At 72.2% G+C, this 16,496-nt stretch carries 4 protein-coding genes; all 4 read left to right on the forward strand.

The features are described 5' to 3' along the window. The first annotated feature begins 282 nt into the window (after positions 1-282). From FK530_RS15280 to FK530_RS15295, 4 genes are read left to right on the forward strand one after another with little or no spacing between them, the layout of a single operon-like run. Positions 283-9,579: a type I polyketide synthase gene (locus FK530_RS15280; RefSeq protein ID WP_146487895.1), complete on the forward strand. Its 9,297-nt coding sequence runs from the start codon at positions 283-285 to the stop codon at positions 9,577-9,579. A gap of 17 nt (positions 9,580-9,596) precedes the next feature. Then, positions 9,597-10,022 (forward strand): holo-ACP synthase AcpS, encoded by a 426-nt coding sequence (gene acpS, locus FK530_RS15285; RefSeq protein WP_146487896.1) that lies wholly within the window; start codon positions 9,597-9,599, stop codon positions 10,020-10,022. A gap of 20 nt (positions 10,023-10,042) precedes the next feature. Then, positions 10,043-15,496: an ATP-binding protein gene (locus FK530_RS15290; protein ID WP_146487897.1), complete on the forward strand. Its 5,454-nt coding sequence runs from the start codon at positions 10,043-10,045 to the stop codon at positions 15,494-15,496. 10 nt (positions 15,497-15,506) lie between these two features. Further along, positions 15,507-16,298 (forward strand): ATP-binding cassette domain-containing protein, encoded by a 792-nt coding sequence (locus FK530_RS15295; protein WP_146487898.1) that lies wholly within the window; start codon positions 15,507-15,509, stop codon positions 16,296-16,298. The last annotated feature ends 198 nt before the right edge of the window (positions 16,299-16,496 follow it).

Consider the following 16,496-nt stretch of genomic DNA (forward strand, 5'->3'; position numbering starts at 1 on the left):
GGCGATGAGGTAGGTAACGATTCGATAACAACTGCTACTCGCGAGAAACATCGGTGATCGCCATCACGTGCCGGTGGACCTGCGTGGATTCACGCGTGTATTGGCATTCGGATACACCCGTGAATCGATATCTCCAAGCTACTCACCGGTATACCCACTGGTTACATATCTGCACGTCAGAGCTGGTGCGAATCCTGTGTTCTCATGGAATACGGGTTTTCCGCGGGCCCGCCGCGGACGTGCCGTCATCACGGCGCGCAGCGAGCTGATCCGAGGAGATTCATGACTGTCGACGACTTCGTCACCGCCAACGCACGCACCGCGAAGGGACCGCGGAACAACGATGCGCTGGTGGACAGGTTGGCAGCGGGGGAGCAGTACGCGCTCACCTTCGGCGGTCAGGGCGGCCCGTGGCTGCCCGGCCTCGTCTCGCTCCTGGAGCAGACCGGCCTGGCCGACGATCCCGAGTACCGCGACCTCTTCGACGGCTTCGTCGCCCGCGCCGACAGCGTGCTCGAGCCCGTCCGCGCCGAGCTGCTCCGCGCCCAGGCGCTGACCTTCGACCCGATGCGGTGGCGCGACGCCTCGATCGCCGCCTCCGAGGCCGAGACCACCGATGAGGACGAGGAGCAGGCGGCGCCGGCCGCCACCGGCCCCGCGTCGCGCCGCCTGCTCGCCCCGCAGGTCGACGGTGCCGTCTTCTCCGTCCCCGGCGTGCTGTTCGCACAGCTCGTCGCGTTGTACGGGCTCGAGGCCCAGGGGCTCGACCCGTGGGACGTCCCGCCCGTAGCCGCCATCGGCCACTCGCAGGGCCAGCTCGCCGTCTCCGCCTTCGCCTCGCGCGGCAACGAGGGCGACCTGCTCGCCATCGCGCGTCTCATCGGCGCCGCGGGCCGCGTCGTCGCCCGCCGCAAGGGCCTCGTCGCGCTGGGCGGCGCCACCCCCATGATGGCCGTCACCGGCGTGCGCCAGGACAAGCTCGAGACGCTGCTCGCCGACTTCACGGCCACGGTCTCGTTCGACGCGTGCGGCCCCGTGCTCGCCGTGCGCAACAACCGCAACTCCTTCGTGCTCACGGGCACCCCGAAGCTGCTCGCCGGCTTCCGCGAGTTCTGCGAATCGGTCGCCGAGACCGAGGAGGAGCAGCGCAAGGAGAAACTGACCGGCGGCGCGGCCTTCGCCCCCAAGTTCGAGGACGTCGCGGTCGACATCGGCTTCCACCACCCCGCGCTCGCCGACGCCGTCGGACTGGTCACCGAGTGGGCCGAGCGCTGCGGCCTCAACGCCGACACCGCCGCCCGGCTCGCCGCGGCCGTCCTCGTCGAGCCCGTCGACTGGGTCGCCGAGGTCGAGGGCGCGATCGGCAAGGGCGCGCGCTGGCTGATCGACCTCGGCCCCGAGGACATCGCCACCAAGCTCTCCGCCGCGCCCGCCCGCGGCCGTGGGGTGGGCCTCGTGCCCGCCACCACGCTGCGCGGCGCCCGCAACCTGTTCTCGCCCGGCGGGGTGCCGGAGCTGCCGCTGGCCTGGTCGGAGTTCTCGCCGCGCCTGGTCACCCTGCCCGACGGCCGCACCGTGCTGTCCACCCGCTTCACCGAGCTCACGGGCCGTAGCCCGATCCTGCTCGCCGGCATGACGCCCACCACCGTCGATCCCGGCATCGTCGCCGCGGCCGCGAACGCCGGCCACTGGGCCGAGCTCGCCGGCGGCGGCCAGGTGACCGAGCCGATCTTCGCGGACAACGTCGCCAAGCTGACCGCGCTCCTCGAGCCGGGCCGCGCCGCCCAGTTCAACTCGCTCTTCCTCGATCCCTACCTGTGGAAGCTGCAGCTCGGCGGCAAGCGCATCGTGCAGAAGGCCCGCGCCGCGGGCGCCCCGCTCGACGGCGTGATCATCACCGCCGGCATCCCCGAGCTGGAGGAGGCCACGGCCCTCGTCGAGGAGCTCACCGAGGCCGGCATGCGGCACGTCGCCTTCAAGCCCGGCACCGTCGAGCAGATCCGCCAGGTGGCGCGCATCGCGGCCGAGGTCCCGCAGTTCCCCGTGATCGTGCACGTCGAGGGCGGCAAGGCCGGCGGCCACCATTCGTGGGAGGACCTCGACGAGCTGCTCCTCGTGACCTACGCCGAGCTGCGCGACCGCAACAACGTCGTGCTCGCGGTCGGCGGCGGCATCGGCACGCCCGCGCTGGCCGCCGAGTACCTCTCCGGCGAGTGGTCGCGCAAGTACGGCGCTCCCGCGATGCCGGTCGACGGCATCCTCGTCGGCACCGCGGCCATGGCGACGCTCGAGGCCACCACGTCCGACGACGTCAAGCGCCTGCTCGCCGAGATCCCCGGCACCCCCGACTGGATCGGTGCGGGCCACGCGGGCGGCGGCATGGCCTCGGGCCGCAGCCAGCTCGGCGCCGACATCCACGAGATCGACAACACCGCGTCCGCCTGCGGCCGCCTGCTCGACGAGGTCGCGGGCGACGGTGACGCCGTCGCCGCGCGCCGCGACGAGATCATCGCCGCGATGGCCGGCACCGCCAAGCCCTTCTTCGGCGACGCCGACGCGATGACCTACGCACAGTGGCTCGAGCGCTACCTCGAGCTGTCGGTCGGCACGCGCGAGCAGGTCGCGGCCGCCGTCGATTCGACGCTGTTCGGCGACTACGGCTGGCTCGACATCACGCACCAGGACCGGTTCCTGTCGATGCTGCACCGCGCCGAGGCCCGCCTCGCCGCCGAGGACCGCGGCCCCATCGAGACCGCGTTCGACGGCGTCGCCGCCACCGACGACGCCTACGGCGCGCTCGATCAGCTGCTGCAGCGGTACCCGGAGGCGGCGTCGACGCGCCTGCACCCGGCCGACGTTCCCTTCTTCGTCTCGCTGTGCCGCACGCCCGGCAAGCCGGTCAACTTCGTGCCCGTCGTCGACAAGGACGTCCGCCGCTGGTGGCGCTCCGACTCGCTGTGGCAGGCGCACTCGCCGCGCTACTCCGCCGACGAGGTCTGCATCATCCCCGGCCCCGAGGCCGTCGCCGGTATCACCCGGGTCGACGAGCCGGTCGGCGATCTCCTCAACCGGTTCGAGGCCGAGCTGGTGCGCCGCCGCATCGGCGCGGGCGAGGTCGCGCAGGCCGTCGCCGGCCGCCGCGTCGTGCCGGGCGTCGAGTCGGTGCCGCTGGCGCGGGCCCTCGCGGCGACCAACGTGCTCTGGGCCGGGCGCCTCGTGCACAGCCCTATCGCCCGCCTCGGTGCCGGCAGCACCTGGACGGTCGACGGTGATTCCGCGCTGCAGTCCGGCACCGGCGCGCGTCTGTCCGCGACCGGCCCGAACGCCGTCGTCCTCGAGATCCCGGTCTCGGGCACCGACCTCGTCATCCCGATCCAGGTTCCGGACAGCTGCGCCGACGGCGGCGTGCCCGTCGTCGAGCTCGGCGAGGCCAGCGAGGCCATGTCGAAGCTGGTGGCCCTGGCCGCCGCTGGCGATCTGCCCGCCGTCGCCGACGGTGCCGCGACGATCGACTTCGAGTTCCGGGCCGAGGACGCCGCCGACCACGCCGCCATCACGGCGGACAGCCTCCCCGTGGGCCTGTCGGCCCTCTACGGCGACGAGCAGCTCGCCGTGCCGGACGCCTTCGTCGGACTGTGCTGGCCGGCCTCCTTCGCCGTGGTCGGTGCGGCCACCACCGCCGAGGGGCGCCCCGTCGTCGAGGGCATGCTCGACCTGGTGCACCTCGACCACGCGATCGAACTGGCGACGAACCCGACGCCGGGCGCCTACCGCGCCACCGCGCGCCTCGAGGACGTGACCGCCACCGACATCGGCACCGTGGTCACCGTCGGCATCGACGTCCGCGCCCCGGGCGCCGAGACCCCGGCCGTCGTCATGACCGAGCGCTTCGCGATCCGCGGCCGGACCGGCGAGGCCGAGCTGGCCGACCCGCAGCCCGCGGGCGGCGCGCGCGGCGAGACGGCCACCGAGACCCCGCGCAAGCGGGTCCGCCAGGCCGTGGTCAACGCGCCGCAGGACATGAGCGGCTTCGCCGCCGTCTCCGGCGATCACAACCCGATCCACACCTCGCAGGTCGCCGCCAGCCTGGCCGGACTGCCCGGCCCGATCGTGCACGGCATGTGGCTCTCCGCCGCGGCGCAGCAGGTCGCGTCCGCCTCCAACGGCGACGTGATGCACCGCAAGATCCGCGGCTGGACCACCCGCTTCCTCGGCATGGTCCTCCCGGGCGACGAGGTGCAGTTCACCGTCGAGCGCGTCGGCATCGACCGCGGCGGCGAGCTGCTCGAGGTCACCGCCCGCGTCGGCGACGACCTGGTGATGGCCGCCTCGGCCGTGGCCTTCCCGGCCGTCACCGCGTACGTCTTCCCCGGGCAGGGCATCCAGGGCAAGGGCATGGGGCTGAGCCAGCGCTCGCGCAGCAAGGCGGCCCGCGAGGTCTGGGACGCCGCCGACGCGCATACCCGCGAGAACCTCGGCTTCTCCATCCTCGCCGTGGTGCGCGACAATCCGCTGTCGATCCGCGCGAACGGCACCGTCTACAGCCACCCCGACGGCGTGCTGTACCTGACCGAGTTCACGCAGGTCGCGATGGCGACCGTGGCGTGCGCCCAGCTCGCCGAGCTCACCGAGATCGGCGCGCGCGTGGACGACCCGATCATCGCCGGCCACTCCGTGGGCGAGTACAACGCGCTGGCCTCCGCCGGCGTCCTGCCGCTCGGCACGATCCTCGAGACGGTCTTCCACCGCGGTCGCATCATGCAGCAGCTGGTGCCCCGCGACGAGCAGGGCCGCAGCCCCTACGCGATGGCGGCGCTGCGCCCCGAGCTCTTCGACGTCGAGGACGCCGAGATCGCCGACTGGGTCGAGGGCAACCTCGAGGGCGCCGACGAGTTCGCGGAGATCGTGAATCTCAACCTGCGCGGCGCGCAGTACGTCGTGGTCGGCAACCAGGCCGGGCTCGACGCGCTGGAGAAGGCGATCGCCGAGCGCACGGGCAGCCCGAAGGCCTTCCAGCTGGTGCCCGGCATCGACATCCCGTTCCACTCGTCGGTGCTCCGCGACGGCGTGCCCGAGTTCGCGGCGCGCCTGCAGGAGCTGGTGCCCGCGGAGTTCGACTACACCAAGCTGGTCGGCAAGTACCTGCCGAACCTCGTTGCGCGCCCGTTCGAGCTGACGACCGACTTCGCGCTGTCGATCCTCGACGTGGTGCCGAGCGAGCCGGTGCGCGCGCTGGTCGCCGACTGGGAGCGGGCCGCCGCGGACCCGATGGCGACGGCCCGCACGCTGCTCATCGAGCTGCTGGCGTGGCAGTTCGCCAGCCCGGTGCGGTGGATCGAGACGCAGGATCAGCTGCTCATCGACACCGATCACGGCGGCCTCGGCGTCGAGCGCTTCATCGAGGTGGGCCTCGCGTCGGCCCCGACGCTCGCGAACCTCGCCAGCCGCACCCTGGCCCTGGCCTCGTACCAGCGGGCCGCCGCGACCGTGCTCAACGCCGAGCGCGACGCCGCGAAGGTCTTCGCGACCGACGAGGACGTCCCGGAGGACGAGGGCGGCGACGCGCCCGCCGAGGACGCGGCACCCGCCGCGGCCCCCGCGGCAGCGGCCCCGGCCGCCGCCCCGGTGGCGAGCGCCCCGTCGGGCGGCCCGCGCCCGGCCGACCTCGGCTTCGACGCCGCGGACGCCACTCGCGCGATGATCGCGATCTGGACCAAGATGCGTCCGGACCAGCTGGAGAAGACCGACACCATCGAGACGCTGTGCGACGGTGTGAGCTCGCGCCGCAACCAGCTCCTCCTCGACCTGGGCAGCGAGCTCAACCTCGGTGCCATCGACGGTGCCGCGGAGGCCGACCTGCCGACCCTGGCGGGCACGGTCACCAAGCTGGCGCGCACCTACAAGCCGCTCGGCCCGGTGCTCTCGGAGACCGTCGGCAACCAGCTGCGCAAGCTGCTGGGCTCCACCGGCAAGCGCCCGAACTACATCACCGAGTACGTGACCGGCACCTGGGAGCTGGGCCCCGGCTGGGCGCAGCACACCGTGCTCGCGCTGGCCACCGGTACCCGCGAGGGCGCCTCGGTCCGCGGCGGGGATCTCGCGACGCTGCTCGACGGTCCGGTCTCGAACGCGGCCGCGCTCGACGCGCTGATCGACCGCGCGGTGGCCGAGGTCGGCGCCGCGCAGGGCGTGCCCGTGGGCAAGCCCTCCGCGGGCGGCGGGGGCGGCGGCGCCACCGTCGACGCCGCGGCGCTCGCCGAGTTCACGTCCGCCATCACCGGCGAGGACGGCGCGCTCGCCGCGTCGGCGCGTGTGCTCCTGCAGAAGTTGGGGCTGGAGCAGGAGCAGGGCGGCCTGCCCTCGCTCGACGACGAGTCGGAGCGGCTCGCCGCGCTGATCGCCACGGAGCTCGGCGACGACTGGACGAGCGCGGTCGCGCCGGCCTTCGACGCCAACAAGGCCGTCCTCATCGACGACCGCTGGGCCAGCGCCCGCGAGGACCTGCTCCGCGTGTGGAACATGGACCCGTCGACCTTCCCGACCTACAGCAAGCACATCCTGGAGACCGCCAAGGGCGCCGGGCCGGTGCTCGTGAACCAGGCGCGCTGGTGGGAGAAGAAGGCGACCGCCGCTGGTCGGCCGGAGCACGCGCGGGCGTACGCCTTCCTGGCCGGGCTCGCCGAGTCCACGCCGGAGCCGGGCGTCTACGCGGGTGAGGTGGCCGTGGTCACCGGTGCCTCCGCAGGATCGATCGCGGCGGCCGTCGCCGCGCGCCTGCTCGCGGGCGGCGCGACGGTGATCGCGACGACCAGCCGGCTGGACGACAAGCGGCTCGACTTCTTCAAGGAGCTGTACCGCACCAGCGCCCGGACGGACGCCGCGCTGTGGGTCGTGCCCGCCAACATGGCGAGTTACGCCGACGTCGACGCGCTGGTCGAGTGGATCGGGGAGCGCCAGGCCGAGACGGTGGGTCCGTACACCATGGTCCACAAGGAGGCCCTGGTCCCGACGATGCTGTTCCCGTTCGCGGCGCCCCGCGTCTCGGGCGACATGTCCGACGCCGGCCCGCGCGCCGAGCTGGAGATGAAGATCCTGCTGTGGTCGGTGGAGCGGCTCATCGCCGGCCTCGCCGCGATCGGCAAGGACGTGGACCTGGCCTCGCGGCTGCACGTCGTGCTCCCGGGTTCCCCCAACCGCGGCATGTTCGGCGGCGACGGCGCGTACGGCGAGTCGAAGGCCTCGCTGGACGCCCTCGTCACCCGCTGGAACGCCGAGAAGTCCTGGTCCGAGCGCGTCACCCTGGCCCACGCCATCATCGGCTGGGTCCGCGGCACCGGCCTCATGGGCGGCAACGACCCGCTGGTCGAGGCCGTCGAGGCGGCGGGCGTGCGCACCTGGTCGACGTTCGAGATGGCCGACAAGCTGCTCGCCAACGCCAGCGCCGAGGCGCGGGAGCGCGCCGCGACGGCGCCGCTGTTCGACGACCTCACCGGCGGCCTGGGCGGCGTCAGCCTGGACATGAAGGCGCTCGCCGAGCAGGCCATGGAGGCCCGCCTGGCGGAGGCCGCCGAGGGCGAGGACGAGGGCACCATCGCGGCCCTCCCCGGCGCCCCGGTCGCCACCCTGCGGGACCCGGACTGGGGCTCGGTCGAGGCCCGGCCCGAGGACATGGTCGTCATCGTCGGCGCCGGCGAGGTCGGCCCGTACGGCAGCTCGCGCACCCGGTTCGAGATGGAGGTCGACGAGCGGCTCTCCGCCGCGGGTGTCGCCGAGCTCGCCTGGGTGACCGGCATGATCACCTGGGAGAACGACCCCGAGCCGGGCTGGTACGACGCCGAGTCGGGCGACCTGGTGCCCGAGGCCGAGCTGGCCGACAAGTACCACGACGCGGTCGTGGAGCGCTGCGGCATCCGCGAGTTCAGCGACGACGGCGACATCGTCGATCAGTCGGCCCCGCTGCTGGTGTCGGTCTTCCTGCCCGAGGACATGTCCTTCGTGGTGGCGAACGAGGCCGAGGCGCGCGCCTTCTCGGACGCCGATCCGGAGAACACCGTCGCGGTGCCGATGGAGTCGGGCGAGTGGCGGGTCACCCGCAAGGCCGGTACCGAGATCCGCGTGCCGCGCCGCACCAAGCTGCTGCGCAGCGTGGGCGGCCAGGTGCCGGACGGCTTCGATCCCACGCACTGGGGCATCACGCCCGAGATGATGGAGTCGGTCGACCGCCTGGCGCTGTGGAACCTGGTCGCCACCGTCGACGCGTTCATCTCCGCGGGCTTCGAGCCGGCCGAACTGATGGAGTACGTGCATCCCTCGCACGTCGCCAACACGCAGGGCACGGGCATGGGCGGCATGAGCTCCATGCGCGACCTCTTCATCAACACCCTGCTGGGCGAGCCGAACCAGAACGACATCCTGCAGGAGGCCCTGCCGAACGTCGTCGCCGCGCACGTCGTGCAGAGCTACGTGGGCAGCTACGGCGCGATGATCCACCCGGTCGCGGCCTGCGCCACGGCGGCGGTCTCGGTCGAGGAGGGCGTCGACAAGATCAAGGTCGGCAAGGCCCTTTTCGCGGTGACCGGCGGCTTCGACGACCTGTCGATCGAGGGCATCACCGGCTTCGGCATGATGCAGGCCACCGCGGACAGCGAGAAGATGCTGGCCAAGGGCATCAGCCCGCGCCGCTTCTCCCGCGCCAACGATCGGCGTCGCGGCGGCTTCGTCGAGTCCAACGGCGGCGGTACCGTGCTGCTGGCCCGCGGCGATATCGCCGCGAAGATGGGCCTCCCGGTCCTCGGCGTGGTGGCGTGGGCGCAGAGCTTCGGCGACGGCGTGCACACCTCCATCCCGGCTCCCGGCATGGGCGCGCTGTCCGTGGCCGCCGGCGGCCCCGAGGCCCCGATGGCCCGCAGCCTGCGGCAGCTCGGTGTCGAGGCGGACGACGTCTCGATCATCAGCAAGCACGACACGTCGACCAACGCGAACGACCCGAACGAGGCGAACCTGCACGAGCGGATCGCCGCGTCGATCGGCCGCTCCGAGGGCGCCCCGATGTTCGTCGTCTCGCAGAAGTCGCTGACCGGTCACGCGAAGGGCGGCGCCGCCGCCTTCCAGCTGATCGGCATGTGCCAGATGCTCAACCAGCAGGTGCTCCCGCCCAACCGGAGTCTCGACTGCGTGGACGACGAGATGCGCAAGTTCCCGCACCTCGTGTGGCTGCGCGAGAGCCATCGGTTCGACGGCGACTTCCGCCCCAAGGCGGGCCTGCTCACGTCGCTGGGCTTCGGCCACGTCTCGGGCCTCATCGCGGTCGTGCACCGTGACGCCTTCCTCGCCTCCCTCGACGAGGCGGCGCGGGCGGAGTACCTGGCGACGGCGCGCGAGCGCGAGGTCGCGGGTGCCCGCGCAGTGCTCTCCGCGATGTGCGGCCGCTCGGGCCTGTACCGCAAGCCGCCGGCGGGCCGGCGCTTCGGCGCCGACGCCACGTCGGAGGCCACGGACCGTAGCGAGGCGGCTCTGCTGCTCGACGAGGCCCTGCGGCTCGGACCCGACGGCACGTACTGCGCCGACGGATGCCGATAGCCCGATAGGCTTCCGCCATGGCCGTGGTGGGAGTCGGGATCGACGTGGTGCACGTGCCCGGGTTCGCGGAGCAACTCGCGCAGCCCGGGACCACGATGCTCTCGTCGTTCAGTCCCGCCGAACGACGGGACGCCGCGGGGGACGTACGCTCTTTGGCCGCCCGCTGGGCGGCCAAAGAGGCCGTCTTCAAGGCGTTCTCGTCGGGGTTCTACGCGCAGCGGCCGGCCGAGAAGGAGGTCGGCGCGCGGGAGGTGGAGGTCGTCTCCGATGCATGGGGGCGGCCGGCGGTACGGGTGTACGGCCGCATCGCGGCCGACCTCGGGCCGGATGCGACGATCCATGTGTCACTCACCCACGACGGTGACACCGCGGCGGCGTTCGCGGTGATCGAGAGAACTGAAGAGCGCGACGGTCCGAACGGACTGCAGTCGTGTACCGGATAGAGCCGAAAGGGAACAAGCGAGTGTTCAGCCGAATCGCCATCGTGAACCGAGGTGAGGCCGCGATGCGCCTCATCCATGCGGTCCGCGACCTGGCCGCCGAGACCGGGCAGCAGATCGAGACCGTCGCCCTCTACACCGACGTCGACCGCACTGCGACCTTCGTCCGCGAGGCCGACATCGCCTACGACCTGGGTCCCGCCGCGGCGCGGCCGTACCTCAACTACGAGCTGCTCGGCAAAGCCCTGCAGGAGACCGGCGCCGACGCGGCGTGGGTCGGCTGGGGGTTCGTCGCCGAGGATCCGGTCTTCGCCGAGAAGTGCGCCGAGGTCGGCGTCGTCTTCGTGGGCCCGAGCCCCGAGGCCATGCGCCAGCTGGGCGACAAGATCGGCGCCAAGCTCATCGCCGAGGAGGTCGGCGTCCCCGTCGCGCCCTGGAGCCGCGGTCCGGTGGAGACGCTGGAGGAGGCCAAGGACAAGGCCAAGGACATCGGCTACCCGCTGATGCTCAAGGCGACCGCCGGCGGCGGTGGCCGCGGCATCCGCATGGTCGCCTCCGACGCGGATCTCGAGGAGGCCTACCTCCGTACCCGCGAGGAGGCCGAGCGCGCCTTCGGCAGCGGCGTCGTCTTCCTCGAGCGCCTCGTCACCGGCGCTCGCCATGTCGAGGTCCAGGTGATCTCCGACGGCGAGACCGCGTGGGCCCTCGGCGTCCGCGACTGCTCGGTGCAGCGCCGCAACCAGAAGGTCATCGAGGAGTCGGCGTCGCCCGTGCTCGGGGCCGAGCAGGTGCAGCGGCTCAAGGAGTCCGCGGAGCGCCTGGCGATCAAGGTCGGCTATCGCGGCGCCGCCACCGTCGAGTTCCTGTACCACCCGGGCGACGACCTGCTGGCCTTCCTCGAGGTGAACACCCGCCTGCAGGTGGAGCACCCGATCACCGAGGTCACCAACGACTTCGATCTGGTCCGCGCGCAGCTGCACGTCGCCTCGGGCGGCAAGCTCGACGGCACCCGTCCCGTCGAGCGGGGGCACGCCATCGAGGCGCGTCTCAACGCCGAGGACCCGGATCGCGACTTCGCGCCCGCCCCGGGCCGCATCGCGCTGCTGGACCTGCCTGCGGGCCCCGGTATCCGCATCGACACCGGTGTCTCGCAGGGCGACACCATCCCCGCCGACTTCGACTCCATGATCGCCAAGGTCATCGCGTACGGCAGCGATCGCGAGCAGGCCCTCGGCCGCCTCCGCCGCGCCATGAACGAGACCCGCGTGATCATCGAGGGCGGCGCCACCAACAAGAGCTTCGTGCTGGATCTGCTGAACCAGCCCGAGGTCATCGACGGCAGCGCCGACACCGGCTGGATCGACCGCGTGCGCGGCGAGGGCCGCCTGGTGGCCGACCGGCACACCTCCGTCGCGCTGGCGTCCGCGGCCATCGACGCCTACGAGGACGAGGAGCGGGCCGAGCTGACCCGCCTGCTCACCACCGCGTCGGGCGGCCGACCGCAGGTGCAGCACGAGAGCGGCACCCCGCTGGACTTCAAGCTCCGCGGCGCGAGCTACCGCGTACGGGTCGCCCGGACCGGCGCGCACACCTTCCGGCTCGTCATCGACACCGGCGCGGAGACCCGCACCGCGGACGTCGATCTGGAGCGTTTCGACAACCACACCGGCCAGGCCGTGGTCAACGGCGTCCGGTACCGCCTCACCACCGGCACCCACGGTCCCGTGCACGTGGTCGACGTGGACGGTGTCACCCACCGCGTCAGCCGCGACGAGGGCGGCGTGGTCCGTTCGCCCGCGCCGGCACTCGTGGTCGCCGTGCCGCTGGCCGTCGGAGACGAGGTCGAGGCCGGTGCGCCGATCCTCGTACTCGAGTCGATGAAGATGGAGACGGTGCTCCGGGCGCCGTTCTCCGCGCGTCTCAAGGAGTGCGCCGTCACCGTCGGCAGTCAGGTGGAGGCCGGCGCGGCACTGCTGCGCCTGGAGCCCCTGGGCGACGGCGGCGACGAGGCCGCCGGTTCCGCGGCGGGCCCGATCGACCTGCCCGCCGAACCCGCCAAGGTCGGCGCCGTCGAGCGCGCCGCCGCCGGCCGTGAGGCGCTGCGCAGCCAGCTGCTCGGCTTCGACGTCGACCCGGCGGACGAGAGCCGTCTGCTCGACGAGTACCTCGTGGACCGCGTCGCCGCCGAACTCGAGGGCGCCGCTCCGGCGGCCGCCGAGCTCGCACTGGCGAGCGTCTTCGCCGATCTCGCCGAGCTGGGCCTGCGCCGCTCGGTCGGCGGCGACGACGAGGTGCACAGCCCCCGCGAGCACTTCCACACCTACCTGCGCAGCCTCGACGCCGACCGGGCGGGCCTGCCCGACTCGTACCGCGCCAAGCTCGCCGCCGCGCTCGGCCACTACGGTGTCGCCGAGCTCGACCGCACGCCGGACCTCGAGTCGGCCGTCTTCCGCGTCTTCCTGGCGCAGCAGCGGCCCAAGGTCGGTCTCCGCGTCATCACGGCGCTGCTGCGCAAGTGGCTCCGCGAGCCGGCACCGTCGGTCGAGGACGGCGGCGACGCCCGCGCCGTGCTCGAGCGCCTCATGGACGCGACGCAGTCCCGGTACCCCGTGATCGCCGACCTCGCCCGCGGCGTGGTCTTCGCCTGGTTCGGGCAGCCGCTGCTGCGCGGCAACCGCGAGGGCGTGTACTCGGCGGTCCGCGCGCATCTCACGTACCTCGACCAGAACCCCACCGCCGGTGACCGTTCCGAGCGCATCGCGGAGATGGTGCGCAGCACCGAGCCGCTGGTCCTGCTCCTGGGTGAGCGACTCGCGGGGGAGCACCCGACCGACAACGCGGTCATGCTCGAGGTCCTGACCCGCCGCTACTACGGCAACAAGGGCCTCACCGAGGTGCGTACGCAGGACGTGGCCGGCACGGAGTGGGTCGTCGCGGCGCGCGACGGCGCGCTGCTCGCCTCCGCGGCCGTGGCGTACGACGGGCTGAGCGACGCGGTGGCCGGTCTCGCGCAGGTCGCCGAGGGCGCGGCATCGGTGGACGCCGACATCTACCTCAGCTGGGAGCAGCAGCCCGAGGACCAGGACGAGATGGTGGCCGCGTTCGACAGCGTGCTGTCCGCGCACCCGCTGCCGGCGCAGGTCCGCCGCGTGACCATCACCGTTGCCGGGAGCGGCGGCGCGGTCATGCACCACCACTTCACCTTCCGTGCGGCCACCAACGGGGTCGTCGAGGATCGCCTGATCCGCGGCCTGCACCCGTACATCGCGCAGCGCATGCAGCTGGAGCGGCTGCGGCGCTTCGACCTGACGCGCCTCACCTCGTCGGACGACGAGGAGGTGTACCTGTACCGCGCGGTCGCCAAGGAGAACCCGGCGGACGATCGCCTGGTCGCCTTCGCGCAGGTCCGCGACCTGGCCGCCGTGCGCGACGGCGAGGGCCGGCTGCTGGCGCTGCCGACCGCCGAGATCGCGCTCGCGACGTGCGTGGACTCGATCCGTCGGGCGCAGGCCGCCCGGCCCAGCGCGAAGCGCCTGCCCACCAACCGGATCGTCATGTACATCTGGCCTCCGGTGGACCTCAGCGACGCGGAGCTCGAGGCGCTCGCCGGGCACATCGAGTCGACGACCGTCGGCGCGGGCCTCGAGGAGGTGCTGCTCATCGGTCGCCGCCGTGACGCCGCGACCGGTGAGCTGGTCAAGACCGAGGTGCGGGTCTCGTTCAGTCCCACGGGGCGTGCCGATCTGCACATCGGGGAGCCGATCGAGGACACCGTCGAGCCGATCGACGGCTACCGCCAGAAGGTGCTGCGCGCCGCGAGCCGCAACACGGTCTACCCGTACGAGCTGACGGCCGCGCTGGGCGATTTCGTCGAGTACGAGCTGGCCGAGGGCGACATCGCCGACGTGCTGGTGCCGACGGATCGGCCGAAGGGCCGCAACACCGCGGGCATCGTCGTGGGCGTGATCTCGACGGCGACCGACCTGTACCCCGAGGGCGTCAAGCGCGTTCTGCTGCTGGGTGATCCGACGAAGTCGCTCGGCGCGCTCGCCGAGGCGGAGTGCCGCCGGATCAGCGCGGCCATCGACCTGGCGTACCGCATGGAGCTGCCCGTCGAGTGGTACGCGCTGTCGGCCGGCGCCCGCATCTCCATGGACTCGGGCACCGAGAACATGGACTGGGTCGCCGCGGCGCTCAAGAAGATCGTCGAGTTCACCCAGCAGGGCGGCGAGATCAACATCGTCTCCGCGGGCATCAACGTCGGGGCGCAGCCGTACTGGAACGCCGAGGCGACGATGCTCATGCATACCAAGGGCGTGCTGATCATGACGCCGGAGTCGGCGATGGTGCTCACCGGCAAGCAGTCGCTGGACTTCTCGGGCGGCGTCTCCGCCGAGGACAACTTCGGCATCGGCGGCTACGACCGCATCATGGGGCCGAACGGCCAGGCGCAGTACTGGGCCGCCGATCTCATGGGTGCGCACTCGATCCTCATGGAGCACTACGCGCACACGTACGTCGCCCCCGGTGAGCACGCGCCGCGCCGCGCCGCGACGACCGACCCGGCCGATCGCGACATCACTGCGTTCCCGCACGTGCTGGCCGACAGCGACTTCACCACGGTCGGCGACATCTTCTCCGCGGAGAAGAACCCGGATCGCAAGAAGCCCTTCGACATCCGCACCGTGATGCGCGCGCTGTCCGACCAGGACCACGAGGTACTCGAGCGCTGGGCCGGCATGGCCGACGCCGAGACCGCCGTGGTGCAGGACGTGCACATCGGCGGCATCCCGGTCTGCCTGCTGGGCATCGAGTCGAAGTCGGTCCCGCGCCTGGGCTTCCCGGCCACCGACGGTCCGGACACCTACACGGCCGGCACCCTGTTCCCGCAGTCGTCGAAGAAGGCGGCCCGCGCCATCAACGCGGCGAGCGACAACCGCCCGCTGGTGGTGCTCGCCAACCTCTCGGGCTTCGACGGTTCGCCGGAGTCGCTGCGTAAGCTCCAGCTGGAGTACGGCGCCGAGATCGGTCGCGCGATCGTCAACTTCTCGGGTCCGATCGTCTTCTGTGTGATCTCGCGGTACCACGGCGGTGCGTTCGTGGTGTTCAGCAAGCAGCTGAACCCGAACATGACGGTGCTGGCCATCGAGGGCTCCTTCGCCTCGGTGCTCGGCGGCGCCCCCGCTGCCGCGGTGGTCTTCTCGGGCGAGGTCAACGCCCGCACCGCGGGTGACACCCGGGTCAAGGAGCTGGAGGCCCAGCTCACCGAGGCCACCGGCACCGAGCGTGCGGCACTGCTCGCCGAGCTCGACGAGGTGCGTGGCTCCGTCCGCGCCGAGAAGCTGGGCGAGGTCGCCTCCGAGTTCGACGGGGTGCACAGCATCCGTCGCGCGGTCGAGGTCGGCTCGGTCGACGAGATCATCGCCGCCGCCGACCTGCGTCCGAAGATCATCTCGGTGATCGAGGCCGCGCAGTAGCGTTGCGGTCATGAATTTGTTCGGAGGGCATCGCCGGGAATCCCCGGCGGTGCCCTCCGCTGTTTCCGGACCGGCCGGGCTCCGCGCCGACGGCGTGGCAGTGCACGTCGACACCGGTCGGTGGGCCGAGACCGTCGTGTCGAGTGCGACGATGGCCGTCGCACCGGGCGAGCTCGTGGTGCTCATCGGCGAGTCCGGCTGCGGGAAGTCGATGCTCGGCATGGCACTCGCGGGCCGGCTGCCCGCTGCGGCGAGAGTCGTCGACGGTGCGGTATCCGCGGGGGCGGCGCTCGACGCGCTTCCTGTCCGATTGCGCTTGGCGGTCGGGTACACCCCGCAGGACGGTGTGCGCGCGTTCGACGCTGGACGGTCGGTCGGGGACCAGCTCGCGGAGGTCGCGCACAGCGGGAATACTGATCCGATCGCGGCGTGCGCCGAAGTCGGCTACCCGTCGGATGCGGCGGATCTCCTGCCGTCCGAGAACTCCGGTGGACAGATCCAGCGTGCCGCCGTCGCGGCGGCGCTGCTCACAGGGTGCTTGCAACTCGTGATCGATGAGCCGTCGGCCTCGCTCGACCTCGGGCACGCGCACCGGATGTGGGCGGCGCTGCGGCGGCGCGCGGACGAGGGGGCCGCGGTCCTCGTGATCAGCCACGACCTTCCGATCATTCTGAAGATGGGCGTCGCCGACCGGCTTGTGGTGATGCGTGACGGTGCGACCGTCTCCGACGCATCGCCGACCGAGATGGCTGCGTCGACCGACAACTACATCAGCGGGTTCTTCCGCGCCTTTGGCGGGTAGGCGCTGGGAGCCATGCACCTGACGAGGTCTGGCCCTGCGGGATAACCCGTCACCGATGTCCCGATGCGGAACTGTCCCCGATCTCCCGCGACGTAACAGTCTCACGGAGACCCTGTCATCTCGCGAAAGCTATACCGCCGCAGACGATAACCAGGCGCCGCATGCCGGTCGCCACAGGACGGACGGATTCAGATGACG

The sequence above is a fragment of the Tsukamurella conjunctivitidis genome, from assembly GCF_007858475.1.
In the GTDB taxonomy this organism is placed as follows: Bacteria; Actinomycetota; Actinomycetes; order Mycobacteriales; family Mycobacteriaceae; genus Tsukamurella; species Tsukamurella conjunctivitidis.

Bases quoted from the DNA above. Each gene is read 5' to 3' on its own strand.
- FK530_RS15295 (WP_146487898.1), top strand. From the start codon at position 15,507: ATGAATTTGTTCGGAGGGCATCGCCGGGAATCCCCGGCGGTGCCCTCC.
- FK530_RS15280 (WP_146487895.1), top strand. From the start codon at position 283: ATGACTGTCGACGACTTCGTCACCGCCAACGCACGCACCGCGAAGGGA.
- acpS (WP_146487896.1), top strand. From the start codon at position 9,597: ATGGCCGTGGTGGGAGTCGGGATCGACGTGGTGCACGTGCCCGGGTTC.